This window comes from Psychrobacter faecalis, assembly GCF_016107575.1.
Classification (GTDB): domain Bacteria; phylum Pseudomonadota; class Gammaproteobacteria; order Pseudomonadales; family Moraxellaceae; genus Psychrobacter; species Psychrobacter faecalis.
In genome coordinates this window covers 40,774-67,147 of record NZ_JABAST010000015.1, presented here as the reverse complement: position 1 = coordinate 67,147, position 26,374 = coordinate 40,774, and the positions used below count along the sequence as shown (strand labels likewise).

20 protein-coding genes are annotated in these 26,374 nt (G+C 38.8%); 16 read left to right on the top strand and 4 right to left on the bottom strand.

Going from position 1 to position 26,374, the window contains the following annotated elements:
* Window positions 1–452, top strand: a 452-nt coding sequence (locus JFC07_RS06730; RefSeq protein ID WP_198328705.1) for a transposase, incomplete at its 5' end; no start/stop codon positions are given.
* Window positions 453–555: 103 nt separating this feature from the next.
* Here the strand turns inward: JFC07_RS06730 and JFC07_RS06725 are convergent.
* Window positions 556–1,638 carry a hypothetical protein gene (locus tag JFC07_RS06725; RefSeq protein ID WP_198328704.1) on the bottom strand — a complete coding sequence of 361 codons (1,083 nt, stop codon included), beginning with the start codon at window positions 1,636–1,638 and terminating at the stop codon, window positions 556–558.
* A 477-nt stretch (window positions 1,639–2,115) separates the two neighbouring features.
* Between JFC07_RS06725 and JFC07_RS06720 the strand changes: the two genes are divergently transcribed.
* The 6 genes from JFC07_RS06720 to JFC07_RS06695 all read left to right on the top strand — a co-directional run bounded on the left by JFC07_RS06720 (window position 2,116) and on the right by JFC07_RS06695 (window position 7,193).
* Window positions 2,116–3,003 carry a YagK/YfjJ domain-containing protein gene (locus JFC07_RS06720; RefSeq protein WP_198328703.1) on the top strand — a complete coding sequence of 296 codons (888 nt, stop codon included), beginning with the start codon at window positions 2,116–2,118 and terminating at the stop codon, window positions 3,001–3,003.
* A gap of 191 nt (window positions 3,004–3,194) precedes the next feature.
* A complete protein-coding gene (locus JFC07_RS06715) occupies window positions 3,195–3,431 on the top strand; it encodes a hypothetical protein (RefSeq protein WP_227678273.1) in 237 nt (78 codons plus the stop codon).
* A gap of 49 nt (window positions 3,432–3,480) precedes the next feature.
* Window positions 3,481–4,473: a DUF932 domain-containing protein gene (locus JFC07_RS06710; protein WP_198328702.1), complete on the top strand. Its 993-nt coding sequence runs from the start codon at window positions 3,481–3,483 to the stop codon at window positions 4,471–4,473.
* A 123-nt stretch (window positions 4,474–4,596) separates the two neighbouring features.
* Window positions 4,597–5,721 carry a YqaJ viral recombinase family nuclease gene (locus JFC07_RS06705; RefSeq protein WP_198328701.1) on the top strand — a complete coding sequence of 375 codons (1,125 nt, stop codon included), beginning with the start codon at window positions 4,597–4,599 and terminating at the stop codon, window positions 5,719–5,721.
* Between the two features lie 140 nt (window positions 5,722–5,861).
* Complete coding sequence (locus JFC07_RS06700; RefSeq protein WP_198328700.1) at window positions 5,862–6,773, top strand: recombination directionality factor; 912 nt, start codon at window positions 5,862–5,864, stop codon at window positions 6,771–6,773.
* Between the two features lie 168 nt (window positions 6,774–6,941).
* On the top strand, window positions 6,942–7,193 hold the full coding sequence (locus JFC07_RS06695; protein WP_198328699.1) for a helix-turn-helix transcriptional regulator: 252 nt from the start codon (window positions 6,942–6,944) through the stop codon (window positions 7,191–7,193).
* Window positions 7,194–7,442: 249 nt separating this feature from the next.
* On the opposite strand, the gene JFC07_RS06690 is transcribed toward JFC07_RS06695, so the two are convergent.
* Window positions 7,443–9,257: an NAD(P)/FAD-dependent oxidoreductase gene (locus JFC07_RS06690; protein WP_198328698.1), complete on the bottom strand. Its 1,815-nt coding sequence runs from the start codon at window positions 9,255–9,257 to the stop codon at window positions 7,443–7,445.
* A 356-nt stretch (window positions 9,258–9,613) separates the two neighbouring features.
* Here JFC07_RS06690 and JFC07_RS06685 point away from each other — a divergent pair.
* Window positions 9,614–10,779 (top strand): IS3 family transposase gene (locus JFC07_RS06685; RefSeq protein ID WP_198328697.1). Its coding sequence is split into 2 segments (ribosomal slippage): window positions 9,614–9,869 and window positions 9,869–10,779, totalling 1,167 coding nucleotides; the frame shifts between segments, so codons are not numbered across the junction.
* A 277-nt stretch (window positions 10,780–11,056) separates the two neighbouring features.
* Here the strand turns inward: JFC07_RS06685 and JFC07_RS06680 are convergent.
* Window positions 11,057–12,040, bottom strand: coding sequence for a polysaccharide deacetylase family protein (locus JFC07_RS06680; protein ID WP_198328696.1), 984 nt, complete (start codon window positions 12,038–12,040; stop codon window positions 11,057–11,059).
* 140 nt (window positions 12,041–12,180) lie between these two features.
* Between JFC07_RS06680 and JFC07_RS06675 the strand changes: the two genes are divergently transcribed.
* Window positions 12,181–13,593, top strand: coding sequence for a purine-cytosine permease family protein (locus JFC07_RS06675; protein ID WP_198328695.1), 1,413 nt, complete (start codon window positions 12,181–12,183; stop codon window positions 13,591–13,593).
* A 106-nt stretch (window positions 13,594–13,699) separates the two neighbouring features.
* On the opposite strand, the gene JFC07_RS06670 is transcribed toward JFC07_RS06675, so the two are convergent.
* Complete coding sequence (locus JFC07_RS06670; RefSeq protein WP_198328694.1) at window positions 13,700–14,596, bottom strand: competence protein CoiA family protein; 897 nt, start codon at window positions 14,594–14,596, stop codon at window positions 13,700–13,702.
* A 111-nt stretch (window positions 14,597–14,707) separates the two neighbouring features.
* Here JFC07_RS06670 and JFC07_RS06665 point away from each other — a divergent pair, with 111 nt between their 5' ends.
* The 7 genes from JFC07_RS06665 (at window position 14,708) to JFC07_RS06635 (ending at window position 26,359) form a co-directional block, all read left to right on the top strand.
* Window positions 14,708–15,784 (top strand): hypothetical protein, encoded by a 1,077-nt coding sequence (locus JFC07_RS06665; RefSeq protein WP_198328693.1) that lies wholly within the window; start codon window positions 14,708–14,710, stop codon window positions 15,782–15,784.
* Window positions 15,785–16,027: 243 nt separating this feature from the next.
* A complete protein-coding gene (locus JFC07_RS06660) occupies window positions 16,028–18,067 on the top strand; it encodes a type I restriction-modification system subunit M (RefSeq protein WP_198328692.1) in 2,040 nt (679 codons plus the stop codon).
* Window positions 18,067–19,338: a restriction endonuclease subunit S gene (locus tag JFC07_RS06655; RefSeq protein ID WP_198328691.1), complete on the top strand. Its 1,272-nt coding sequence runs from the start codon at window positions 18,067–18,069 to the stop codon at window positions 19,336–19,338. Before JFC07_RS06660 ends, JFC07_RS06655 begins: the two co-directional genes overlap by 1 nt.
* A 3-nt stretch (window positions 19,339–19,341) precedes the next feature.
* A complete protein-coding gene (locus JFC07_RS06650) occupies window positions 19,342–22,404 on the top strand; it encodes a type I restriction endonuclease subunit R (protein WP_198328690.1) in 3,063 nt (1,020 codons plus the stop codon).
* A gap of 2 nt (window positions 22,405–22,406) precedes the next feature.
* The gene (locus tag JFC07_RS06645; RefSeq protein WP_198328689.1) at window positions 22,407–23,060 is read left to right on the top strand and encodes a M48 family metallopeptidase; all 654 of its coding nucleotides are present in this window, start codon (window positions 22,407–22,409) and stop codon (window positions 23,058–23,060) included.
* A 132-nt stretch (window positions 23,061–23,192) separates the two neighbouring features.
* Entirely contained in the window at window positions 23,193–25,289 is a 2,097-nt protein-coding gene (locus JFC07_RS06640) for a GmrSD restriction endonuclease domain-containing protein (protein ID WP_198328688.1), read from the top strand.
* A gap of 173 nt (window positions 25,290–25,462) precedes the next feature.
* Entirely contained in the window at window positions 25,463–26,359 is an 897-nt protein-coding gene (locus JFC07_RS06635) for a DUF6615 family protein (protein WP_198328687.1), read from the top strand.
* Window positions 26,360–26,374: the final 15 nt, after the last annotated feature.

Sequence of the window (26,374 nt, the reverse complement as noted above, 5' to 3'; positions counted from 1 at the left end):
TCGTGCATATGGTGCGTTACTCAATGAAGTTTGTGCCGTGGACAGATAAGAAGGCAATAGCGGCTGATTTAAAAGCCATCTACGGCGCTGATACGCTTGAGATAGCAGAGGCCAATCTTGAGCACTTTGATGAGACTTGGGGCACAGAGTACCCACATGTCATCAAGTCTTGGCGTAATAACTGGGAGGGCTTAACGGTGTTCTTTGAGTATCCGAAAGATATCAGAAAAGCCATCTATACCACCAATGCTATTGAGTCGCTAAACAGTGTGATTCGGACGGCGGTGAATAAGCGTAAGGTGTTCCCGTCTGATCAGGCAGCGTTTAAAGTGGTATATCTAGCAACACAGCAGGCATCCAAGAAGTGGTCGATGCCGATTCGTAACTGGACGTCTGCTCTGAATCGTTTTATGATTATGTTTGATGACCGTATCAGTAAGCATTTAATCTAAATGGCAGTTACACAGAATTCGGGATGGGCTCATTGATTGGTAACTGGATATCATTCAGCTTTATTCTCTGATAGTTTCAGTATTCATAAATACTTGACTTATGTCAACCATCGGATTTAACAGATCTGTACTCTTCGTCGATCACTCTCTTCAAGCAGACTACAATATCCTCGTCATAGGCTTCTGAAATTTCTTTTAGTTTCTTTTCATAACCATGTGGCAATTTGAGATTTTTTTCAGCTTTCACTGGTTTTTTATCTCTAAATACCTTTTGATTCCATGCAGTACGCATTCTCGTTAATAACTCTCTCTTAGCGTTGCTAGCCTCATGAACCTCTTTCACTAACGCTCTAAAAGCTTTGGAATTTGGCCTACCATCCAATGCAGTGCTTTGGGGTATATTAGCCTGATTATTCATATCTTGGTCTAGCGCACGGTTTCTTGTTATTACTTGATTTGTTTGTGAATCCATAACTCCATCATGAACTTGATTAGCATTATTTGCCTTTATGCTTTCTTTAGGTCCTCTAGGGTAGCTATCAGTTAGTTTCTGCTGTAAGTCTGAATGCATATCAAGTGCGTCCAGTGATGCACATACTTGCGCATAGCACTCTTTCGTATTAATGGGCATAAAGTTAGGAGCGTTAATTAATAGCTCTTTTTCTTGAAGGTAATCGAGTGCCCACTCCATTTGTTCTCTATTGCTTTCATTCAGCCAACGCAAATAATCGCGACTAGTTTTGCACTTATGAAAGTAAGGAACAGCGATTCTTATAGCTCGTGTTTTAAAAAAAGTTAAGAAGTTTCTTAATCCATTAGGTGTAGGTCTATTGATTTCATAAAAGCAATCAAAGCTTAAAATAAAATCCTTAGTAAATATGCCATGAACTGATAATAGATTTATTGGCCATTTTTGCTTTATAACGAGAAATGCATAAAACCAGAGCGCTGCCCTTAAATCATCTTTAAACCAGCGTATAGATTCATTCGAAACTAAATATGTCTTAGGATTAAAATAGTTTAAGGAGTTAGGATCTAATCCGTAATTTTTGTACATTCTCTCAAGATAATTCGCATCGTTTGGGAGGATAACATCATAACCGTCCAATTCAATATTTTGTAATATGAAATCAACTTCTCGTTGATCAAATTCTAAATGTTTCAACTTAGACATACCATTCTGCATTTTATCACTCCTAAAACTAAGCCGTTATGTGGTTTATTTTCATCAATTATCAATCACTTTAGCATAATAAATTAATAACTTTTTTATAATTATTAAATTGTTATAAAATTATTTTTTAGTAGTTAATATGCAATTAATAAATAGTTAAAGCGTGATTTTAGAGTAATCAGTAAATGGAGTAAGCCCTTGAAAATAAGGGGATAGACTATTCTAGTATATGAATTTGCAGTGGATTCGCCTTCATTAAGTTTAAATTATCAAAATACGTAACTCCCCATACCGTGAACTCATGTATCAGTAGGCTTTTTAGAAAATTAAAACCACACCACAGCATGATATTTGTCACCCTCAAAATCCGGTTATTAATAATATTTATATAACATGGCATACCACTTTCTAGTGTAGCCACCTTTCAAGTTGCAGTAATAATTTACCTATCTGACCAAGATTATGAACGTATAACCTTAGGCAAATAGCATGACCACCTTAAAATTAACCCACGAAACAGTAGTCGCTAAAGTCGACAAACTCGTTAACGATATTCTTACTCCTAACAACAAAATGAGTATTCAACAGATCAGTGAGCAACTGAACACTTACTATCAACCAATGACATTGCTCTTCGATGACGAGTTGGAGTACACCAACTCTATAAAATGGTTCATAGGCAGTGGCTATCTTGTGTGTGGTAGTTGCTATCCCAATGAAATTTTTTGGAACGAGGATATGACACAAAGTTTCTTACGTGCGTTAGTTTTTTATCGTGATGAATTTAACACTGCTATCACTAACTTCGCTTATCAAGAACAAAGAAACGGTTATTCACTTTACAATTATATGAGTTATTTTTTGAAAGAGTATTCACGGGTGCTTATCGTAAGAGTGGATTTTAAGATAAAGTCGGAGTTTGCACATCTAATAGGTATAGAAAAATTTCATAATTTAATGGACGAGTTGAGAGGTAGTATTGGGAGAAAGAGAGGTTGTTTTGAGCATTTAAGGGGTCATGCTTGGGCGATAGAACAAGGAACTGACACAGGTGGCTTACACTGCCATCTGCTATTGATATATAACGGTGACAAGCGGCAGAAAGACTGGTTTTTAGGTGATGCTGTTGGTAAAGAGTGGGTGAAGATAACAGGTGATTTGGGGTGTTACTATAACTGTAATACGAGCGCGCATAAACGCGCGTACGAGAAGCAAGGCACGCTTGGTATCGGCATGATTCATAAAAACAATGCTGTAGAAGTTAAGAATGCTATCAATACAGCACTGTACTTAACTCGACCTGACAAGTACGAACAGCGCCTTAAAGCATGGACGCCAAGCATGCGCAGCTTTGGTCGCGGAACTATCCCTAAGTAGTACTTAGCATAGTCCATAGCTAAATAATTTCAGATACATACCACATTCATGAGATCGAGCATTAGCGTGTTAATGCCTATCCTTACTCATCATTGAAGGTCTGCCTCGTGCAGGCCTTTTTTATGCCCAAAATAAAAGGAGTCTTTATGAAACCAGTATGACCACGTTGTCAGTCATTAGCGGTGTATGAGATGACTGATGGTACTCACGACCGTTTGATCGATGAGCTGCTGTCTCCTACTGTGCTGATCGGTCTTGGTAACAGTCTATGCAAATCATTCAGAGTGCATCCTGTGATCGGTGTGATTACAGGTACTGCTATCGCAACCCTGATCGAGATGGCTCAATCAAACACCGCTTTACCGATGCTGATCAATAAGCAGTATCGCTGTGATGACTGTACTCACGTGTTTACAGCTTTTAATTAACCATCAATCATCAATTTACTTAATCAATCAATTTATAAGGAATATCCTCATGGCACATTTAATCGAAACAATGGCATACGTTGGCGAAACCCCTTGGCATGGTCTAGGTAACGAGCTTGCACCTAAGCAACCTATCGATATCTGGGCAAAGCAAGCCGGTATGGACTGGCGTATTGAGTCATCGGACGTCAGCTACATGGCAAACAATGACAAAGGGCACAATCTGATTCTGCCCTTTGCTGAGCAGAAAGTACTTTACCGCAGTGATAACTTCGAACCGTTATCAGTAGTCAGCCAACGCTACCAAGAAGTACAGCCTCGTGAGATTCTAGAGTTCTATCGTGATCTTACTGAGCAGTCTGACTTTGAGCTTGAGACTGCTGGAGTATTAAAGGGTGGTCGTAAGCTATGGGCATTGGCTCGTACAGGCCAGTCAGCAACGCTTAAGGGTAAAGATGTGAGTAATGGGTACTTGTTATTGGCAACCGCTTGTGACGGCACGCTAGCGACTACTGCTCAGTTCACCTCCATCCGTGTGGTGTGTAACAACACACTAGCGATCAGCCTTGCCAACGGCAATGGCGGTGTAGTGAAAGTGCCACATTCAACCTCCTTTGATGCTGACAAGGTCAAGCAGCAATTAGGCGTATCAGTGAAGCAGTGGGAAGAACACAGCTATGAGATGAAGCAGCTATCAGAGCGCCGTGTGACCCAAGCAGAAGCAGCCAATTATTTGAGCCGTGTGTTCAATGATCAAGACAATGACATCATTCTATTTAACAGCGCTAAGAAAGAGAAAGATGCCGTGCCTAATGCTAAAGCGATGAATCAGGTCATGAAGATGTTTAACGGTCAAGGTCGCGGCGCAGATTTGGCTTCTGCTAAAGATACCGCTTACGGGTTACTGTCGGCAATGACGGAGTTTGTTGACCATGAACGCCGTGCCATGTCGAGGGACCATCGCTTAGACTCAGCATGGTTTGGTGCTGGCGCTAAACTCAAAGATAAAAGCTTGGATGAAGCGCTGCGCTTAATTGCCTAATCACATAGACACTGTATTTAACTAATGAATCAACCACGCCTTTGAGCGTGGTTTTTTTATGCCGTAAGTAAGCCTATTCACATTAACTAATTACCAATAAGAAATCTAACCAAGGAGTTCATCATGAATATGATTGCATTAAATAATACGACTACGACTCAGCCAAGACTTAAGCGGGCCACTGTTAAGAATAAGACTCCACTAAACGCTCGGCACAATAGCGAAGAGTTGCCTAAGGTAGAAGGTAAAACGGTTAAAGCATCTGCTAATCAATCAATCACTGCTAAGCGTTTGGTCAACACCAAATCGTTAAGTCGTGAGGACTGGCTACAATTTCGCAAGCAAGGGATTGGTAGCTCTGACGCTGCCGCTGCTTGTGGTATTCATCCTTATCTATCCATGCTGGAGTTATGGATGATTAAGACAGGACGTATGGAATCAAGCATCGATGAAAGCTTAGAGGGCTACTCACCGCTGTATTGGGGCAATTCCCTAGAGCCGATGGTGGCGAAATACTATCAAGAACATACAGGCAATAAAGTCAGGCGCGTAAACGCGATCTTGCAGCATCCTGATCCTGACAAGCATTTTATGCTGGCTAATCTAGACTACGCCATCACAGGTAGTGACGAGGCACAGATTTTAGAGTGTAAAACGGCTGGTGAGCATGGTGCCAAGCTTTGGAAGCATGGCGTGCCCTTGTATGTCACTTGCCAAGTGCAACATCAACTAGCGGTTACTGGTAAAACTGCGGCGCATATCTGTGTGCTACTTTGTGGGCATGAGGCTAAGATATATAAGGTTGAGCGTGACGAGCGCTTGATTGAATCTATCATGGAGCATGAGCGTCTGTTCTGGCAGTACGTAGAAACCGATACCCCGCCAACGCCTGATCATTCAGAATCTGCTGCGCGAGCATTAAAGCAGCTTTATCCAACGCCCAAGCCGTCAAGCAAGGTTGATCTGCGAGATGACGATGGTGCCAACAAATTGTTTGAGCAACTGCTTAGCTACCGTGACTATATGCAAGAGCTAGAGCAGCGTCATGACCAAGTGAAGCATCAGCTGCAAAGCTTAATTCAAGATAATGAGGTCGCTGTATTTGAGAAGGGCGCGATTTCATGGAAGCGCTCGAAGGACAGTGTCAGTCTTGATAGCAAGGCGGTCATTAAAGCCCATCCGGAATTACTCGAGCGGTTTAGTAAAACCCGTCAAGGCAGCCGTCGATTTGTTATTCTTAATGACTAAGCTATCAGTCATTTAATTATTAACACATTCATCAACCACTCAAAGCCAATCAATCAAAGTAAGCACATAATAGCCCATCCGTCATAGGTGGGCTTTTTTATGGCTAAACAAAACCTATCAAACACAAAAGGAACATGACTATGATTAAAGGTCTAACTATTACCCCACCAGTTTTAGGTCGTATCAGCATTGGGCGTGTCATTGTAAAAGATGGCAAACGCTTACCTGCTAAAGACGATCAATTCACCATTACCAGCCAAGTTCAAAACAAGGATGGCTGGATCAATCATCCACTTGATGCAAAGCTACGCGCAAATAGTGACGGTAAATTGAGGCAAATACCAGTACGCATGCTGTTTAACGATCCGACACTAAACCTGAGAGCTGAGTACACACTGTTTGATCGACAAACTGGACGACCACTCTGCGTCGGTGACGGTGAGCAGTGTCAACGTCGAACGAATGGTGGCGTTGAGCAATTGCCTTGCCCATCACCTGATCGTTGCCCATTAGCACAAGGCGGTGCTTGTAAGCCGTATGGCAGGCTATACGTTAATCTCAGTGAAGATGATGAGCTAGGAACATTCATCTTTCGCACCACAGGCTTTAATAGTATTAGAACGCTTGCAGCAAGGCTGAGCTACTTTGCTGCGGTATCAGGCAATAAGCTGTCATGTCTACCACTGCAATTAACGCTAAGAGGCAAAAGCACCACGCAAAGCTATCGCACACCGATTTACTTTGTGGACCTGACCTTGCGTGATGGGGTAACACTTAAAGATGCGGTACAACATGCCAGAGTGATTGATAATGAGCTAAGTGAACACGGCTTTGATCAAGCGGCACTAGAGGAAGCAGCAAAGCTTGGTTATGTGAACTCGTGCTTTGAGGTTGATAGCGATGGTCTGCTTGATGTGGTTGAAGAGTTTTATCCAGTAGAAACAGATGACATCAGTAGCAATCAGCAAGGTAATTATCAGAATGGGTTAGCCACTCGTAACGTGAATAGCATTGAGAAAGGATTACGACAAAGCGTGACAGCGGTGAGTTAAACCTATCAAGCCAAATAGGTGACATAAAGAGGAGCGGATTCATTCTGCTCCTTTTTTTATAGTTTCGTTCAAGGCTAACGGTCGGACTGTATAGGATGCCGTAAAAAAATATAGGACTCCCTAACTGTATGAGAGATAACGCTCTCATTAACTTACAAGGAGAAAACAATGGATAATTTAAACGCAGCACAGCCAGTAATCGAGCAATGCAATCATATACCGCAGCTACTTAGTGTCAAAAAAGTCATAGAATATACAGGTATCAGCCGCTCAACTATCTATGCAATGGGCGACGTAGATTCTGATCAATATGATCCAACATTCCCTAAAAAGCTCCAACTGACACAAGTGAGAGTAGCTTGGGTGGCAAGTGAGATTGCGGAGTGGATTAATACTAAGATTGCTGAGCGTTCAGCTTAGATGTATCTGACCGCTCTAGCCCTAAGAGTAGGGCGGTTTATTTCTTGTATTTAGCATTAGTAAAATAAAAAAGTAGATATTTTAGAGGTATTAAAAATCCTAAAAAAGTGTAACGAGGATGTTATCTGTATAGATAAAGCTGTTTTTAACAATAGTAGCTTACCTAATAAAAAAGCCATACTGAATTACATCAGCATGGCCTTTAAAATTACTACTTTTTATAATTTACTTTGAGTAGTGGCGTTCAGATCACTCTAAGTGGTGAACCTCCTGTAAACCATAAACTGGCGTTTCTATCCCTTCCATTCTGGCTTTAAGTTGCAATGATAAGTATTGAGAGTAATGTCGCGACTGATGAAGGTTTCCACCATGGAACCATAACGCATCTTGTTGCGTTGGTCTCCACATATTTCTTAGCTCGCCTTCCCAAGGACCTGGGTCTTTAGCGGTATCTGAGCCCATTCCCCAACATTTACCAACTTTATCGGCTACCTCTTGTGAAATAATTTTTGCAGCCCAGCCATTCATGGAACCATATCCGGTCGCATATACAATTAAATCGGCTTCTAACTCCGACCCGTCAGTTAAGACTACTGAATTAGATTTGATATGATCGATACTTACATTGGATTTAAGTTTTATTTTACCTTTCGCTACAAGATCAGAAGCACCTACATCAATATAATAACCAGAACCTCGACGTAAATATTTCATAAATAGACCAGTATGATCTTCACCAAAGTCAAGCATAAAGCCTGCATCGGTTAGCTTTTCATAAAAGTCAGCATCTAGTTCCGCCACTCTACGGTAAACGGGCTCATGAAATTGTGGCATGATTTTAAAAGGTATTGAGCCAAAAGTGAGGTCTGCCTTATATGTAGTTATTCCTTTTTCAACCGCTTCTTCAGAATATAAGCCACCTAATACTTCTTCCATTAATGTGTCTGATTTAATAATATGCGTTGAGGAGCGTTGTATCATAGTTACGTCTGCGCCATTTTCCCAAAGGGCGGCACAAATATCATGCGCTGAGTTATTGGCACCTAGTACAATACATTTCTTTCCTCTATAAGCCTCACCACCTGGGTGTTGGCTTGAGTGATGTTGCTCTCCAGAAAAATCTTCCATGCCAGTAATTTCTGGAATATTTGGTAGTCCTGACATACCAGTAGCTAAAACCAATTGCTGAGGGTGTAATGTTAAACGCTCACCCGCTCTATCAACCTCTACATTCCACTGCTTTAGTTCTTCATCAAATTCAGCGCTAATACACTCAGTTGACCCCCAATAGTTCAACTCCATAATCTTAGTGTACATTTCCAGCCAATCACCAACTTTATCTTTTGGAGTAAATACTGGCCAGTTCTCAGGAAAAGGAAGATAAGGCATGTGGTCGTACCAGACAGGATCATGCAAACATAATGACTTATAACGATTACGCCACGTATCACCTGGTCTAGGCTGCTTATCAATAACAATTGTTGGAACTTCGAGTTGTCTCAAGCGAGCTCCTAAACCTATACCACCCTGTCCACCACCAATGATTAAGCAATAAGGTTGCTCGCTATAACCAAGGTTCTTCTCTTCAGCTTCACGTTTTTCCTGCCACGTTAAACGATTGGGGTCAGCACCGTGTTCAGCACCTTTTGGGCGTAATCTTTTACGCTTTTCAGGGAAGTCTTTGAGCTCAACCATAGTCGTTAATAAGGTCCAAGCTTTGCCGTTACGCAGACGCAAATGTCCATAGCCTTTCGCCACCTTAGTGTTAAAGCTTATCCAAGCTTCTATAACGCCATCATTTTCTACCGCTTCTCCATCAAGCTTCCAGTTATACGGTTCAGTCGTTTCTAAAGTATGTGAAAGCATGTCTTTAATTTCATCTTGACCTTCTAACGTTTTTATATTCCAAGTGAATGAAATTAAATCACGCCAAAATCCTTCTTCTTCAAAATACTCTGCTGCTTTGTCTATATCTTTTACACGCAAGGCTTGATCAAAACCTTCCAGCCAATTAGTTACTTGTTGACTTACAGATAGCTCGCTATCTAATTTTTGAATAGTCATAAATTCCTCTCCATGGTTATTTTTATTTACTCTATTGCTGAAATCCATATGCAGCAGTAAAAATTTTACTAATCGCTAAATAGCATGCTTTTCAAAGTGAGTCGAAAAGTATAATCTGTTGATATAAGTGAGAATCATTTCAAAAAAAGAATATACCAAATAGAAAGTATATTTTTTACGGACAATATCTGCTTGTAAGAGCTATAGCTCTTAAAAACTATATCTCTTAAAGACTATATCTCTTACAAGTAGGTATTGTCAATTATAGCGTACGGTTGTTCTCTGATATTCTGAGCTATGCTGAAGAAACCGTACAACTAAACTTGGTAAACTAAGCGTATTAATCGGAGTTTATCATGACCAAGAAAATAAGAACCTACAGTGACGAATTTAAAGCAGAAGCTGTCAAGAAGATATCAGACAATAATGGCAATATCTCGGCTACCGCAAAGCAGCTTGGCATTGCCATGCAAACGCTCTCAAATTGGCAGAACAAAGCCAATCAAGGCAAGCTTGTCGGCACAGATCAATATGATCCTGATCTTATGAGTGCTCTTCAAGAAATAAAGCAGCTCAAGCGGCAGCTTAAAGTGGCTGAAGAGGAGCGCGAGATCTTAAAAAAGGCGACGGCGTACTTTGCCAAGCACAGTTAGTGAAGTACGCCTTTATCAAGGATAACCAGAAGATATTTAGCATAACCACTATGTGCCGTGTATTGAGCGTTAAGCCCTCAAGCTATTACGACTGGATTAGTCGTGACATCAGTGACCAACAGATACACCGCAACCAGTCTGAATTACTGGTTAAAGCGGCTCACAGTGAAACGAAAGAATGTTATGGCGTAGATCGACTGCATGCTTATCTAAGCGAGCAAGGCCATAACATTAGCTTGTATATGGTAAGAAGCATCAAAGAGCAACACGGCATTAAATGTCGTCGTCATAAGCGCTTTAAAGTGACCACCGACTCTAATCACAACAAGCTAGTTTATCCGAATGTGCTGGATCAGCAGTTTGATGCCAGTTGCCCTAATGAGTCTTGGGTGAGCGATATTACTTATATCTGGACAAATGAGGGCTGGCTGTACTTAGCAGGAGTGAAAGATTTATATACCAAAGAGTTGGTCGGTTACGCTATCAACAAACGCATGACTGCTGACTTAGTTTGCAAAGCACTAAATATGGCAATCAAAAACAAACGACCTAATAAAGGGTTAATTGTGCACTCAGACAGAGGTAGTCAATACTGTAGCCATGCGTATCATAAAATCATTAAACAGCACCAGTTTATAGGCTCAATGAGTGGCAAAGGTAATTGCTTTGATAACGCACCCATAGAAAGCTTCTGGAGCATATTAAAGAATGAGCTGGTATATCATAAGGATTATAAAACAAGGTTTGCCGCCATTACCGATATCATTAGATACATCGAGCTATATTACAACCAAACTAGGATTCAAAAGGGCTTGAGCTATAAATCGCCAAGACAGGTGTGGTTTGATTATTATCGTCAAGCTGCGTAATTAAAATCTCCCAAGTTTGGTTCTACGGATTTGACGACAGTGGTCAAAATTGTGTAACTGCTTATAATCCACTAACCAAAGAATAGGTAATGAGTAAAGTTTACGACATTTCGATCCTAACTGAACAGTCGAAAAGGTTAAGGCAGTTTATGTGGGTAGTGAGACAAATCTCAGAATAATATACTAAAAAACCTCTTAATTTCATTAAGAGGTTTTATTCTAATATCACTAACTATCTATATTTAAACCCTAAAAGTATAAAACCGACGTATGTCACTTACTTATTAAGGCAATCTTCTGGAGATGCAGGACGTGGAACCTGCTCAATGAATTTTTTTGCAATATCATCTCTATGCATAAATACTACGTCTTCTTTAGATTGTGCATAGCGAATAAATTCAGCCAAACCATGTGCACGTGCTGGGTTTCCAGTAATGCGCGGATGTATACCAATAGACATCATACGACCACAGTCGTCGCCATCTTCTAACAATTGGTCCAACATACGTGATGCTGTTTCAACAAAGTCTGATGGTGCTCCAAAGCCTGTACCTATGATATATCGACAGTCGTTACTGACTAAGGAATAGGGTATTACTAAATGTGACTTTCCATCCACAAAAGTCCAGAATGGTAGATCATCACCATAGTAATCTGAATCATAAGTGAAACGTCCATCTTCGACTAAAAGCTCACGCGTGTTAACTGACATTTCACGGCAATACCATCCTATGGGCTGTCGTCCAAGTGTCTTTTGGAAAGAGTCCATTGCTAAATTTATGAGATCTTTTTCTTCTTCACGTGAATACTCATAATGATCAATCCAACGATAACCATGACCAACAATCTCGTCTTTGCGCTCATTCATTTTTTTTGCAACATCAGGATTGCGTTCAAGTGCTACGGCTGCAGCAAAAAAGGTTGCTGGAACTTTATAACGATCAAATATTCTAAATAGACGCCAAATGCCTGCTCTAGATCCATATTCATACATTGATTCTTTAGCAAGATCACGCTGATCATCTACTTCAAACGGTAACTCATGCATGCCATCATTCATACCATCGCCCATAGCAAAGGTTTTCTCAGACCCTTCTTCATAGTTAACAACGATATTAATTGCGACTTTCGCACCGTTATTCCATCTTATTTTTGGAGGGTGTTCTCCGTAACCTTGTATTTCGCGATTGGGTCCGCTCACATTTGGTAGATCGTCGTTACGATACCAATGATTTTTTGAAAGCTGCTCTTTTCTAGACATATTAACTCCCTTTAATAAAGATATTCTTCCTATATACCCTATAACAAAGAAGTGAGTAAGTAAATCTTTACATTTGTCATTATATGTTGTAATGATATAGAGAATGAGGATGTTAAAAAACTTCAATGGAGGGAATACGTATGTCTGATCATCTACATACAGCTCAGTTGGATGAGCAAGATAGTCATGAAGAACATATGCTTACACCTGTGCCAACCAGTGAAAGACGTTCATGGTGGGCGATGTTTGCGATTTGGGTAGGTTTTGGCTATGTACCTACGGGACTTATTATTGGAGGACTATTAGCAGGCCAAGACGGCAATCCCGGAATGTCTTTTACTGATGCTCTGATTGCTATATCAGTTGGAGAAGGGGTCTTACTAGTACTTACGTTTTTACTTGGTTTTGCGGCTATGAAGACTGGATTGAACCTTTCTCTTATATCTCGCATTTCCTATGGTAAAAAAGGCATGATCCTACCTATGCTAATTATGGCTTGTTTAACTTTAGGTTGGTTTGCTTCAATTGTAGGTATGGTAGGTGATATCTTCAACGTAGCACTAGGAGATGTAACAGGAATAACTGTTATTAATGGCCTTAGTCTAGAATATATTTTAATTTGTTTAATATGGGGAGCTGTTTTTACGTATTCTGCATGGAAAGGTATAGCTGCAATTGAAAAGATTTCAAGTTTCGCGGCACCATTTGTTTTGGTCATCGCTATAGTTGCTTCTTATATAATGGTCAAACAGTTTGGCGGTTTTGATAAAGTGATGGTTGAGGCTTCAACACGAGAAGGGTTATCACGAGGTACTGCAGTTACTGTGATGATTGGTGCTTGGATCGCTGGCGTTATTATGGGTGTTGATATCTTTCGTTATGCTAAACGTACGTCACATGTTTTTATTGGTGCAATGGCCTGCTTCGTATTAACTAACCCTCTTCTGAATGTTGTCGGTTATTTAGGTGCTATAACAACTGGAGATGCGAATTTTATAACGTGGATGGTACAAAATGGGCTTGTCTTAACGGTAATGGGTGTTACATTATGGGTCGTAGCTCTTTGGACGACTAACATGTCTGAGCTTTACTGTAATGCTTTATATATCGGCCCTTCAGCTGAGTCTATGGGCATTAAATTACCACGTGGTAAAATCGTTATTACAATGGGAGCTATTGGTAGTGTATTAGGGGCGTTAGGCTTTTATAGTTATTTTTTCAGTGATTTTATTACAATTCTAGGAGCCGCATTTGTGCCCTTGGCAGGACCAATCCTAGCAGATTTCTACATCATTAGACGTTCTGAATATGCGACAGCAAATCCTAATGATATGCCACCAGTACGATGGCCTGCCATAATTTCATTCATAGTTGGAGCGATTATGGGAGTTTTATTTCAGTATAAAATATCTATACCATTTGATTTCCCCGCAGGTCTAGCGGCATTAATAATTACCTTTGTTTTACATATTGTTCTATCTTTTGCTATGTCTTCGCGTGCTGAACAAAAGCAAGTCATAAGTCCTGGTTTTTTATCTCCTATTTCAAATTAATCTAGATATGATAGAGTTTAGACAAAAACTCCTATAGTTTGTTATAAGGTAAGGCCTTACTATCAATGCTGATAGTAAGGCCTTACCTTGAATGCACTGGATTAGCTCATTGCTTGGGGGAGCTATCCATCTCTTGTAATCGTCGCAAGACGGTGTCTGAAAACGGCTTAAAGTAATTCCATGACTTATATTTTTGGTTGTACTGACCACCGCCTTCGTTATGCCATTGCTTTAGTATCTCAATGACATCATGGTTGTAGGTCACACACTTAATAGATACCATGCCTGAATTAAAGACCCTGACATCTACCCAAGCGTGTTTGATGGTAAAGCGATAGATGGTATAGCCTTTATCAAAGCTTCCGTTGTTATTCTCATCAGTACTGCTCTGGCAATTATAAAGAGGCTCAGGTGATGGTGCAGGGGCTATTGGTACTGCTAACGATTTCGGTGCTGGAAATATCCACTGCTTATTACTGACACAGTCTAAAATGTAATCTTTGGCTTCCTCACTTGGCAACTCAATACCTTGTGTGATGATTCCTCTCAAATCGATCTCAACGGTCTTAATACCTAATTGCTTAATAAAATCCGCTTTATCGGTATCGATGAAAGAAGTCACAGCAACTTCAATAAACATCATTTCCCCGTCAACCGTTGCGACTATATCAGGCCGAATACAGCCAACAGCTTGTTCCTCAATCAGCTGATCAAACTCCCAAGTTTTATCCTCGCTATTTTCGTCATCAGGTAGTGATGGCAGTGTTAAATACCTCTGTTCCATAATGACTTGCTTGGCAAACTTGTGTAGGATACTTTCAGGGTGGATCGTGCAGCTTTCCTTATTGTTGAGATGCGCAAAATGATGCTCATTTTTCTCACCTTTACGAGCCACTACAGGCTCACCACATTCAAAGCAAAAACACATACAAGCCAGCCCTCGCTCGACTTGCTTAAAATTGACGATTTGCTTTTGCTCATTAACAGCGATTGACATTGACATAGTTACCATCCTCTTGTTAGTTGGTTAGGAGTGAGGTAATTATGAGAAGAATTCTGCCTCTGGAACAGACTGCTATAGGGGATATAATAGGGTTTTAATCGGTATTTATCTATGAAAAACATACACTTAGTTGTTTTTGAAGAGCTCAAAAAACAATTGCTTAATTTTCCAAGAAATACTTTTTATGATCATTGTCTAAGAATAATAGTTGACGCACAGCTCAACAAACTAAAATATTCAGATGAAGAGTTTGAGCCTGAGAAGCTATCGAGGCAAGTTATTTACGCCAAAGCTAGAGGCGTAAATGAAAATACTGTAAGCAGTGAAATCGCTAAAAATAAGATAAAAACGGATAGATTAAATATAGAGTTAGTAAAGTTTATTGAGTCACAACCAGACTGTGAACAGGCGTTTAATGATATAGGCTATTTGCCAGAAGTTATCTCATCTTTATCAGAGGGTGGTGCCAAGAACAGAACCCTCGTATGGATGAGCATTAAAGCTATTGAAAATGAGGAAGTAGATGAAGAGCAGATAGCTGGATCTGCCGTCATTGACTCTGATGACATTGAGGATGATGAATATTTAAGTAGTGTTACTTATGAGCGAAAAGCGGCTTCTGAGATTAAGCCATCTTTATTCACTCGGCTTTTCTTCAAAAAGGGTGAGCTAAAGATCTTAAGCTTTCGAGGCGTTTTGCTAATGGTTTTGCTGATGCTAAGTTTTTTATTGGATATCTTTATTGCTATATTTTCCTTACTCGTCATCTTATTGCTAAGCGACTTGCCAAATTTTAAGCTTTGGCAAGCCATAATTTTTGTAGCATTCATTCCTCTGGCTTATCTTAACTGGCGATATTTCTTTGTGCCGTTATATAGACTGCCTTATTACCGTGTTGTTAAAGCGCCTATGTTCTTTGCAAATATTAATGTCGTAAATGCGGATATCGAGATGTATTGGGACAAAGATAGGCTGAATGTAGCGAGAGTCACAGAGTTTACTGCAACTTGTCCAATTTGCTCAGGATTGATAGAGCTTGCTGATGGCAAGCCTGATCAAAAGCAGCCGCTAGTAGGACTCTGTAGAGAAGCGCCTCATGCACATGTATATAGCTTTGATCGGATGACGATGAAAGGATGGTTTTTGGGAGTGGATAATTTGCTAAGATGTGAAAATCCAAATACTTAAATATTGGTGATCTACGAATTTTAGTAGGTGAGGTATCATAAAGTAATTAGTAATTAAATAGATAAGTCGTTTAATTGCGCGACACAAATTGACGTTTTAAATGGTGGAAGGATTGTAAATTAGTATCCAATGAACCACAATGTAATGATACATGTAAGGCATCATGATCTAGTTTTAAACATCTTAATCAAATTTTTTAAATATATCTGAAGCAATTATAGGCAGCAGTTTAACGGAGCAAAAATGATTAGTAAGCAAGCATTAGGTAGTACTCTTTTTGGAATGGCAGATATTCTACGAGATAAAGTTGAGGATTATAAGTCATATATACTATCACTCCTATTCTTTAAGCGCTTATCAGACAACTATGCTTGGGAGATTGAGCATGGCATCAAAGAGTTTGTAAAAGAGTATGGCGTAGAGCCTAATGAAAAACAAAAACAAAAAATTATTAAGGACAAACACGACTTTATTATTCCTGAAGGTCATTTTTGGACAGATGTCCGAAACGCACCATTGGATAGAAAAAACGATGCTTTAAATAAAGCCGTTAATGCAATTGCTGATGCTAACCCATCACTTAAGGGCGTCATCAATACAGTACGCTGGAATGAGCCATCTCCAGATGGTTCTGGTGGTAAAAAGTTGCATCCTGAGGTTGTTAGCCTTCTAGTTAGCTATTTGGATGCAGTAGATTTAAGTAATAGAAATGCTTCAGTAGATATACTTGGTGATGCTTATGAATACCTGATTAAGCGATTTGCAGACGAAAATAAAGGTGGCACTACGGCTGGGCAGTTTTATACCCCGCAAGAAGTCGTTGATATTATCGTGCGTTATCTAAAGCCTCAAAGAGGCACTACATTATACGATCCAACTTGTGGTTCTGGAGGCTTCTTAATTAATGCCGCCAAATACATCAAAAAAACCACAGGATCTCAAAAAAACATTCGGTTATTTGGGCAAGAGGATGTGTGGAATACTTGGGCAATTGCTAATATAAATATGATTCTTCATGGGTTAGACGCTTCTATCGAAAAAGGGGATACTCTAAAAGACCCTAAATTTACTGAAGAAGATAATAGTTTAGCTATAAAGAAATTTGATTATGCCACTGCTAATTTCCCATTCTCACAGGAAAACTGGTGGAAGAACGGTGAACCTAAGAAGAACAAAAAGGGTAAACCTGAAACTAATAAGGATGGCTCTCCTAAACTGAGCTATCCAGGTAAAGAAGAGTTCAGTGATCAATATAAACGTTTTGATTATGGCATTCCGCCTTATTCAAATGGTGATTTCGCATTTCTACAGCATATCGTTGCCTCAATCAATGAAAATGGTAAGGCTGGTGTGGTATGCCCACAAGGGGTATTGTTCCGTGGTCAACCTGAAAAAACTGAGGAAGAGGATGGACAGAATCGAAAAGCGGATGATGAATATTTAATTCGTCGTGGCTTTTTGCAGGGTCCAGTTAACAAAGATGGTGAGTTCGTTAAGAGTGTCAATATTATTGATGCCATAGTCGTATTGCCGGGTAATTTGTTTTATGGAACGACAATACCAGGCTCAATCTTGCTTCTTGATAAGAATAAACCAGAAGAGCGCAAAAACAAGGTGCTGATGGTCTATGCTGCTAGAGAGGGCTGGTATAAAGAAGAGTCCAATATGAATACGCTTATGCCGCAAGATATGCTGCGTATATCTACCATATTAGAGAGCTGGGGTGATATAGAAATAGCCAAAGCGTGGATAGACTCGCAAAAAACGCGGCTGCGTGAACTTATTGATGAAGAGCTAGCTTTTAAACTAAATGAAATAGAGATTGATAGTATTGATGACATTGAGTTTGCTAAGAATAAAATAATAGAAGCGGATGAGCAGATATTAAAGCGAGAGTCTGAAGATAAAAAGCCAACTAAAACGATGATCAATAACAAAGTAAAGGGCGAAGATTTACTCGAAAAGCTGATCTTTGAAAAAGAACAAAAAATATCAGATGCTCAAGAGCAAGCAAATAAAGAGCGACTAGCTATTGATGAGGTTGAAACTGAGCTATTAACTGTACTAGCTGATCCAGAGCTAAGTAAGCGTTATTTCTCTGTAGTAGACATGGAAGAATTAGAGGAAAATGAATTTAACCTTAATATCCCACGTTACGTTGATACGTTTGAGCCAGAGGAAGAAATTGATCTAAAAGAAGCAGTTTCAGACTTTAAATCGTCATTAGTTATTGAAAGTTCGCTTGATGATTTACTTAAGGAACTAATGGAGGTAATTCAATAATGAAAAAAATTATCGAAAGCCTACCGATAGGTTGGACTGAAAAACAATTAAAAGATAATAATACCTTTCTACGTCGTGGCAAATCTCCTGTTTATAGTGAAGATAATCAGGGCTTATTTGTTGTTAATCAAGATTGCATTAGATGGAACTGCATTAATTTAGGAAAAGTTAAATATCATGTAGTACCAAATCAGATAGATGAATCTTCCTATTTGTGCGAAGGAGATATTCTCATTAACTCTACAGGTACAGGTACTATAGGTAGAGTAAATCAGTGGTCATACTCTGACGTTCAGGCAGTTGCTGACAGTCACGTTACTGTACTAAGAACGATGGAAGATTCCATTGATAGTACATATGCTCGCTACTTTTTAACATCTGAACTTGGTCAACGATATTTGGAGTCAGTCTGCTATACAGGATCAACAAACCAAATTGAGTTATCGAAACGTTATTTTTCAAAACTTGAGCTGCCTTGTGCTCCACTTCCTGAGCAAAAAGCTATTGCAGGTATATTATCTATAGTTGATGAGTCTATCAAAGCAAAAGCAAATAGCATACTTTCGGCAGAACGCCTAAAAAAATCTTTTATACAAAACTTACTGACAGGTAAGTTAAAGCCAGATGGTGTTTGGCGCAGTGAAAAAGAGTTTTATATTGATGAAAAGTTTGGAATGGTTCCAAGAAATTGGCAAATCAAGAAGGTAAGTGATATTTCCTTTAATTATGATTCTCGCCGAAAACCCATCAAAGCTGAAAACAGGAAAGGTATAGTTGGTGATTTTCCTTACTATGGCGCAGCTGGAATAATTGATTGGGTAAATAGCTATATTTTCGATGGAGATTATATACTCTTTGGTGAGGATGGTAATAATCTTCTATCAAGGAAAGTTCCACAAGCGTTCATTGTTAGAGGAAAGTTTTGGGCTAACAACCATGCACACGTGATACAAGCAAATACTAAATATATTACAACTGAGTATTTATGCGAACAACTAGAGTCAAAGGATTATCGTTCAATTATTTATGGTTCTGCTCAACCAAAAATTAACAAGCGCGACTTAAATGGTATCAAAATATTAGTACCGGATAATATTAGTGAGCAGATTAGCATAATGAAAATTATTGGAGTTGTTGATGAAGAGTTAAATTTATTGTTAGCAAAAAGATTAAAGCTCAATAATTTGAGAAAGTCATTAATGCAAAACCTATTAACAGGAAAAGTCCGAGTGGATGTGGACAAAATAAATAAGCTATTGGATAAGGCGTAAGTCATGGGAAAGCTGTCAGAACTTAAAGGCGTTGAGAAGCCAGTCACGAAATGGTTATCTAAGATGGGTTGGGTATTTGAAAGTTATGATGACTTAAAGAGGTATAACCGACCAGTTTCGAATCCCATTATTGACACAATTCTTATTGATAAAGTTGCTAGTATCAATGAGGTTTCAGTCGATATCGCCGAGAGAGTGGTAGAGCAGCTAACCCATAACCTTAACAATCCTAGCCCAATTCTTGGAAACGAAGCTTTTTTGGAAAAGCTTGTGAAGGGTATTACTTTATCAGTAGACGGTGAGGATAAAGATTTCTGTTTTATTGATTTTAATGATGTTTGGCAAAACAGCTTTATTGTCACCAACCAGTACTCAGTACAAGGGTTTAAATTGGTAAGAACGGATATTGTCCTGTTGGTAAATGGTATTCCATTAGTACCTATTGAAGCAAAACAACGAGCACGTAAGGGTACGAACTGGCTTGAAGGTGTTAAGCAGTTCTCAACCTACGATCAACGTGCTGATAAACTCTACATGTGTCACGGCTTTGGTGTGGCATGTAATGGACGCATCGCAAAATATGGTATTCCAGGAGCATCTTCGTCGTATTTCAACGAATGGAAAAGTACTTTGTTGGAAACAGATCATCCTAACCCTATCTTGGATGAAAATAATGATCTATGTCATACTTCAATAAATGAAGAAGATGGCTTTTATCACTTCGATGTAGAGCGCTTACCTAACGGTGAAGTCTTAGAGCAGATGAAGCTTGGTATCGTTGGTCTGTTACAACCAGCCCGAGTGCTAGATGTTGTTAAAAACTTTTTGGTCTTTGAAAGAGCTGAAACCAGTATTGTTAAGAAAGTAGCACGCTATCAGCAATTTCGTGCGGCTAATAAAATTGTGCACCGAGTTGCAGAGTCGGATTTAAAGCAAGGTGTAATCTGGCATACTCAAGGGTCAGGCAAGAGTTTGACCATGCTATATACCGCTTATAAGCTTCGCAATACCCCCTCCCTTAAAGACCCAACCGTATATATAGTTGTTGACCGTAAAGAGCTTCGAGAGCAGATAGGTGGTACTTTCGATGATTGCGACTTTCCTAATGCTAGGCCTGTCCACAATATTGGCGATTTAAAATATATTATTGATAAATCACCAGCAGGGGTGTTTATCACTACAGTGCAAAAATTTAGAGAGCTTGGTAATGTCCAAGACACTCGGGATAACATCATCATACTTATTGATGAGGCACATCGTACTCAGTATGGTAACTTTCAGATAGAGCTACAAAACGTTTTGCCTAACGCGCGTCGTTTTGCGTTCACCGGCACACCAATCCCCAAGACTCATCAAGAATTTGGTATAAAAAACGAAGAAGGCTCTCATGAGCATTATCTAGACAAATATAGCATTCAAGATGCTATCGAAGACGGAGCTACTGTACCCATTCGCTATACTTTCGGTCCGCAAGAATGGTTTCTTGACAAAGATAAGCTCAAGCAAGGTTATGATGAGATTACGGCTGATTTAAGTGAAGATGAAAAGAAATTGGTAGAGAGAAGAGTTCAGGCGTGGAAAGTATTTTTAAAGCATCCTGATAGAATCGAAGTTCTTGCCAAAGATATTGCTCAAGATTTCAAAGAAGGTGTTGAGCCTCAAGGCTATAAGGCACAGATAGTAGCCTGTGATAAAGAAGCGTGTGTTCTTTACTATAATGAGTTACTAAATTACTTTGATCAATCAGAAATGACGATTATCTTCTCTACAGGTAATTATGAAGAAGGTGAGAAGTATGAGCTTTTCAAAGATCATTATAAAGAAGATAAAGAACGTCGTAAATTAATCGCGAACTTTAAAAAACGTATTACTCCTAAAGAATTGAAGAGTGGCAACAATCTTAAAATCATTATTGTTTGCAATATGCTCCTTACTGGATTTGATGCACCCATTGAACAAACCATGTATTTGGATAGTCCAATTAGAGACCACAACTTACTACAAGCAGTTGCTCGTACTAACCGCCCTTATGATGACAAAATATCTAATCTATCTAAAGAGTTTGGTCGCATTGTGGACTATGTTGGCGTATTCCAAAACTATAAAGCAGCTTTAAATTATGATCCTGAAGACATCGGAGAGTTTGAGGATGTTGAGAGTTTAGTAGATCAGTTTCCTAAGGTTTTAGAAGCGGCATTAAAGCCTTTTGAAGATATAGAGCTAGAAGATAGTTACGAATGCTCAATGGCAATTGTACGCAAATTGAATGAATTAGACCAAGGCAAATTTGAACAGGATTATAAAGAAGTACTTCAGTTATGGGAGGCAATATCACCACATCCTAAACTAAGAGAGTACCGCAATAAGTATCTATGGCTCAATGTAATATATGAGATTTATCTGGAAGAATTTAAACGCTTGGACTTCGATGCTGAGATATATGCAGCTAAAACTAGAAAGCTGATAGAAGAAAGCGCTCAATTAATTGACTTTAAGGGACATTTACCTGAGGTCACTATTGATTCGAATTATCTGGATGAGTTAAGACAAACTAAGTTGTCTCCATCAGATAAGGCAGAAAAAATTATACGTGATATCGAAACAGTCATCCGCAGGAATGAAGTAAATAGTGCAGCATATGTTGAGTTCCAGAACCGATTGGATGAGCTAGTAAAAAAGAAAAATGAAGAAAATCAGGCGATTGAGCAGCTTTTACTTGAGCTAGGAAAGCTTTACGATGAACTTGATGATATTGCTACCTTGCCTCAAAAAATGGGGTTTGCAGATAAAGGGACGTTTGAGATCTATGCCCACATTAAAAACGCCAATTTAGTTAGGTTTAATGATGAGTTAACAAAAGAGCTTGCTAAGGATATAGTAGAATCAGTTGTTAAAAGGAAAATTTACATTGGTTGGCAGGATATACCTAAAGAAGTTACACGTTTGCAGGTATACATTGAAATATTTGCAGCTTCAGACAAGTACCAAGAGTTGGGCATTGAAGATGATTCTCAGCTTATGGATGCTATTATGCTGAGCATTATTAAGTATTTTGGATTAAATTAAAAATGTCATCAAAGATTTACGTAATAGAGAAAAAAGATGTTAAACACGCCAGAATAAAGGTGTCAGAAGATGGGCAAGTCAGAGTTCTTATACCGACTTCATTTACTGATGATGAGATAGAGGCATTAATCACAAAGAAATCAAAATGGGTTATTAAACAGCAGTCTTTTTTTAGTAAGAAAACCCAGATTGAGTTGGGCCGTAACCAACTCTTAATGTTTGGTAACAGGTACTCTTACTTCTACGATGAAACTTGTAGTACTAAAGTTATCATTGACCATGAATATAAGACAATTCGAGCCAAAAAAGATCTGCTAGATCCCGTTGTTCAAAAAAAGTGGTATAAGGCTGAAGCCAAAAAATACTTAGTGCCTAGAACTAAAGAGCTAGCAGGAAGGTTGAATTTCACTTACAAAGCTGTCTACATTAGAGATCAAAAAACTAAATTAGGAAATTGTTCTAGTGATAAAAATATTTCTCTAAATTGGCGTTTGATTAAGGTGCCAACTCTAGTATCAGATTATATTATCATTCATGAACTTGTACACACAAAAATCATGAATCATTCAGCTAAGTTTTGGACGTTATTAAAGTCACTGTATCCTGATTATAAAGAGGCGATTAACTGGCTTGATAAATACGGGAATAGCTTATAAGCATACAGTAACAATATATAGGGTTCAATCTACCTCGTTATTGGAATCAATTAAGCTATACCCAAATTCTGCAGTTATTGTAGTGATCAATTAATAAATGACAAAATTAATATCAAGGAAATATTTACAGCTATGAAAGCAACAGAAGCCAAACTCCTTAAATTCCTGCAAAAGTCACCACAATTTGTTATTCCTATTTATCAGCGTACCTACTCATGGACCGAGCAACAGTGCCAACAGCTGTGGGATGATATCATTCGAGCAGGTAGTAATGACGCTGTAGGAGGTCATTTTATTGGATCTATTGTTTATATCGAGCAAGGTTTATACCAAATATCAAGTCAGTCTCCATTGTTAGTTATAGATGGACAACAGCGCTTAACGACGGCTATGTTACTGTTAGAGGCTTTATCTAGGCATCTTGGTGACAGCGAGCCAATAGAGGGGTTCTCAGCAGAAAAGTTACGTAACTACTATTTGCTTAATCCTTATGAAAAAGGTGAACGCAAATATAAATTAATATTAACACAAACCGATAAAGACAGTCTTTTGGCGTTGGTAACACAGAAGTCACTTCCAGAGAATCATTCGCTTCGTATTGAAGAAATTTTTAATTTCTTTGATAAGAAGATCGAAAAACTGAATGGTAATTTGGAACAACTCTGCCGTGGTTTAGCTAAGCTTATTATTGTTGATATCGCTCTAAGTCGAGATCAAGACAATCCACAGCTGATTTTTGAGAGTATGAACTCTACTGGTAAGGCGTTGAGCCAAGCTGATCTGATTCGTAACTTTGTACTAATGGGGTTAGAGCCAGAACATCAATCTAAACTATATAATAATCATTGGCGACCGATGGAAATTGAGTTTGGTCAAGAAGGGTATGGAAGCTATTTTGATAGTTTTATGCGCCATTACCTTACCGTTAAAACTGGAGATATACCACGTATCGATGGTGTCTATGATGCCTTTAAGCAACACGCGCAAAATGCTGAAACAATGGGCTTAGGTGTAGATCAGCTGGTAACAGATATTCACGCATTTGCAAGTTACTTCTGTGCAATGGTATTAGATAAAGAGACTGATAATCAGCTGTCTATGGCGTTTAAAGACTTGCGTGAATTAAAGGTCGATGTAGCTTATCCATTATTGCTTGAGTTATATGATGACTATAGTCAAAGGCAGCTTACTAAAGAGGACTTCCATACAGCAATTCGCTTAATTGAAGCTTATGTATTTCGCCGTGCAGTCTGTGCTATTCCTACCAACTCTCTAAATAAAACCTTTGCCACTTTTCATAAATCTTTGGATAAAGAACGTTACTTAGAAAGTTTTAAAGCGCATTTACTAGGATTGCGTTCTTATAAGAGATTTCCACGTAATGATGAGTTTAAGCGTGATGTAGTTCTCCGCGATTTGTATACCATACGTAGTAGAAGTTATTGGTTACGCCGTTTGGAAAATTTTGAACGCAAAGAGCGTGTTCCAGTGCACGAATATACCGTCGAACATATCATGCCTCAAAATGAAAAGCTTTCCAAAGAATGGCAGAATGAGCTTGGTGAAGAATGGGTACGAGTGCATGAAACCTATCTACATACCTTGGGCAACTTAACACTCACTGGTTATAACTCTGAATATAGTGACCGTCCATTTACTGATAAACGCGATATGTCAGGTGGTTTCAAGTATAGCCCTCTTATACTCAATGAAGGCTTAGGTGCTGTAGAATTATGGAATGAACAAGCAATCAAGGCTAGAGCCAATCAACTTGCTAATCGTGCTATTAAAGTTTGGGATACTCCTTCGCTGACTGAAGAGGTATTAAGAACTTATCAAAATACTCCACCAAAGCAAGGAAGTTACACATTAGCTGATCATCCTCAACTAAATAAAGGAATGCCCATGCGCGAGCTTTTTGAACAGCTACGCAATGAAATAATGGCACTTGATCCTAGTGTCACTGAAGATATATTGAAACTTTATGTTGCGTTTAAAGCGGATACCAATTTTGTGGACGTTGTTCCTCAAAAGAGTAGACTGCGTCTCACTTTAAATATACCCTTCCATGATCTAAATGATCCTAAAGGTATAGCTCGTGATGTTACCAATCTTGGTCGATGGGGAAATGGGGATGCTGAGGTAGGAATTAATAATATCTCTCAGGTGCCTTACGTCATGGGTCTGATTCGCCAAGCTTTAGAAATACAGATGGGTGAGGGCGTATAACTCTCTACAGTAATTCTGCTAGACATAAACGCTAACACAAACAGCTTTCTTATAAATAATAGTTATCTTGAATTGTGCTTGATGAAAAATCGGTTTTTTGAAGAGAGTATATGCCTGTAAGACGATTGTTTTTTAAATACAACTTATTAATTTGATAGCTAGGAAAGCCTAATATGAACATGTGTGAAAAACATAAAGAGGTCGAAAGGCAAGTAGTAGAATTTACTGAAAATGTTAGACACGTAGGCGAAGAATCTATTACCGACTATTTATTTTGGAAGTGGGCAGATATTAATAAGTGTTTCCAACATTTAGATTTCAGACACTATACTAAACTTCAGGAGAGCAAGACATCAGGCGCTGACTTTAGAATGGAGATTTGGTTAGTAGGTAAAACTCAGAGCTTGCCTTTACTGTTTCAAGCGAAAAAAATTAGTAAAGAGCATAATAAATACGTTTCAGCTATTAATTATCCAGACCAATCGAAGGGACAAATTACTAAATTATTATGTCACGCTAATATAACTAAAAAAGTGCCCTTATATATTTTTTACAGTGCTTCTTCTACAAGTAAAGTTAATATTGTTTCACGCAAGCTTCTCAAAGATTCTGGTGTATTCATAGCCCATGCTAAAACTGTGAATAAACTTGCACCGCAGAAGCCATATGCGAAGTTATCAAAGACTAAACTACTCTCTAAAAGTATCCACTTTCATGAGTTATTTTGTTATGGACAGGAATATCTCGACCAGAATAATAGCAACATCGTAGGGCTAATTATAGAAAGGCTTTCAGCTTTAGTAGATAGTTCTGAAGAAATTACCAGTTGTGTAGTATCTTCAGAAATGTTGCCAGACTATGTGACTAAGCTTCTATCGGAGGAAATAGAGGCTAAGGAAGAAGATTATAAAGATGCTGAGAAGGCATATATAAGAAATCGTGAATCAGTAAAAGCTTACATAGCTAGCATCGGAATCCCAGATAACAATATTTTTTATGATGATTATAATGACTCTAATAGTCATAGTTTAATGAGCACAAATATTGCTGTATATGATCTTAGAATATAGTAGTACTTATTAGCT

Bases quoted from the DNA above. Each gene is read 5' to 3' on its own strand.
- JFC07_RS06680 (WP_198328696.1), bottom strand. From the start codon at position 12,040: ATGTCTAGAAAAGAGCAGCTTTCAAAAAATCATTGGTATCGTAACGAC.
- JFC07_RS06715 (WP_227678273.1), top strand. From the start codon at position 3,195: ATGACTGATGGTACTCACGACCGTTTGATCGATGAGCTGCTGTCTCCT.
- JFC07_RS06675 (WP_198328695.1), top strand. From the start codon at position 12,181: ATGTCTGATCATCTACATACAGCTCAGTTGGATGAGCAAGATAGTCAT.
- JFC07_RS06635 (WP_198328687.1), top strand. From the start codon at position 25,463: ATGAACATGTGTGAAAAACATAAAGAGGTCGAAAGGCAAGTAGTAGAA.
- JFC07_RS06645 (WP_198328689.1), top strand. From the start codon at position 22,407: ATGTCATCAAAGATTTACGTAATAGAGAAAAAAGATGTTAAACACGCC.
- JFC07_RS06700 (WP_198328700.1), top strand. From the start codon at position 5,862: ATGATTAAAGGTCTAACTATTACCCCACCAGTTTTAGGTCGTATCAGC.
- JFC07_RS06690 (WP_198328698.1), bottom strand. From the start codon at position 9,257: ATGACTATTCAAAAATTAGATAGCGAGCTATCTGTAAGTCAACAAGTA.
- JFC07_RS06710 (WP_198328702.1), top strand. From the start codon at position 3,481: ATGGCACATTTAATCGAAACAATGGCATACGTTGGCGAAACCCCTTGG.
- JFC07_RS06670 (WP_198328694.1), bottom strand. From the start codon at position 14,596: ATGTCAATGTCAATCGCTGTTAATGAGCAAAAGCAAATCGTCAATTTT.
- JFC07_RS06720 (WP_198328703.1), top strand. From the start codon at position 2,116: ATGACCACCTTAAAATTAACCCACGAAACAGTAGTCGCTAAAGTCGAC.
- JFC07_RS06660 (WP_198328692.1), top strand. From the start codon at position 16,028: ATGATTAGTAAGCAAGCATTAGGTAGTACTCTTTTTGGAATGGCAGAT.
- JFC07_RS06650 (WP_198328690.1), top strand. From the start codon at position 19,342: ATGGGAAAGCTGTCAGAACTTAAAGGCGTTGAGAAGCCAGTCACGAAA.
- JFC07_RS06725 (WP_198328704.1), bottom strand. From the start codon at position 1,638: ATGCAGAATGGTATGTCTAAGTTGAAACATTTAGAATTTGATCAACGA.
- JFC07_RS06665 (WP_198328693.1), top strand. From the start codon at position 14,708: ATGAAAAACATACACTTAGTTGTTTTTGAAGAGCTCAAAAAACAATTG.
- JFC07_RS06655 (WP_198328691.1), top strand. From the start codon at position 18,067: ATGAAAAAAATTATCGAAAGCCTACCGATAGGTTGGACTGAAAAACAA.
- JFC07_RS06640 (WP_198328688.1), top strand. From the start codon at position 23,193: ATGAAAGCAACAGAAGCCAAACTCCTTAAATTCCTGCAAAAGTCACCA.
- JFC07_RS06705 (WP_198328701.1), top strand. From the start codon at position 4,597: ATGAATATGATTGCATTAAATAATACGACTACGACTCAGCCAAGACTT.
- JFC07_RS06695 (WP_198328699.1), top strand. From the start codon at position 6,942: ATGGATAATTTAAACGCAGCACAGCCAGTAATCGAGCAATGCAATCAT.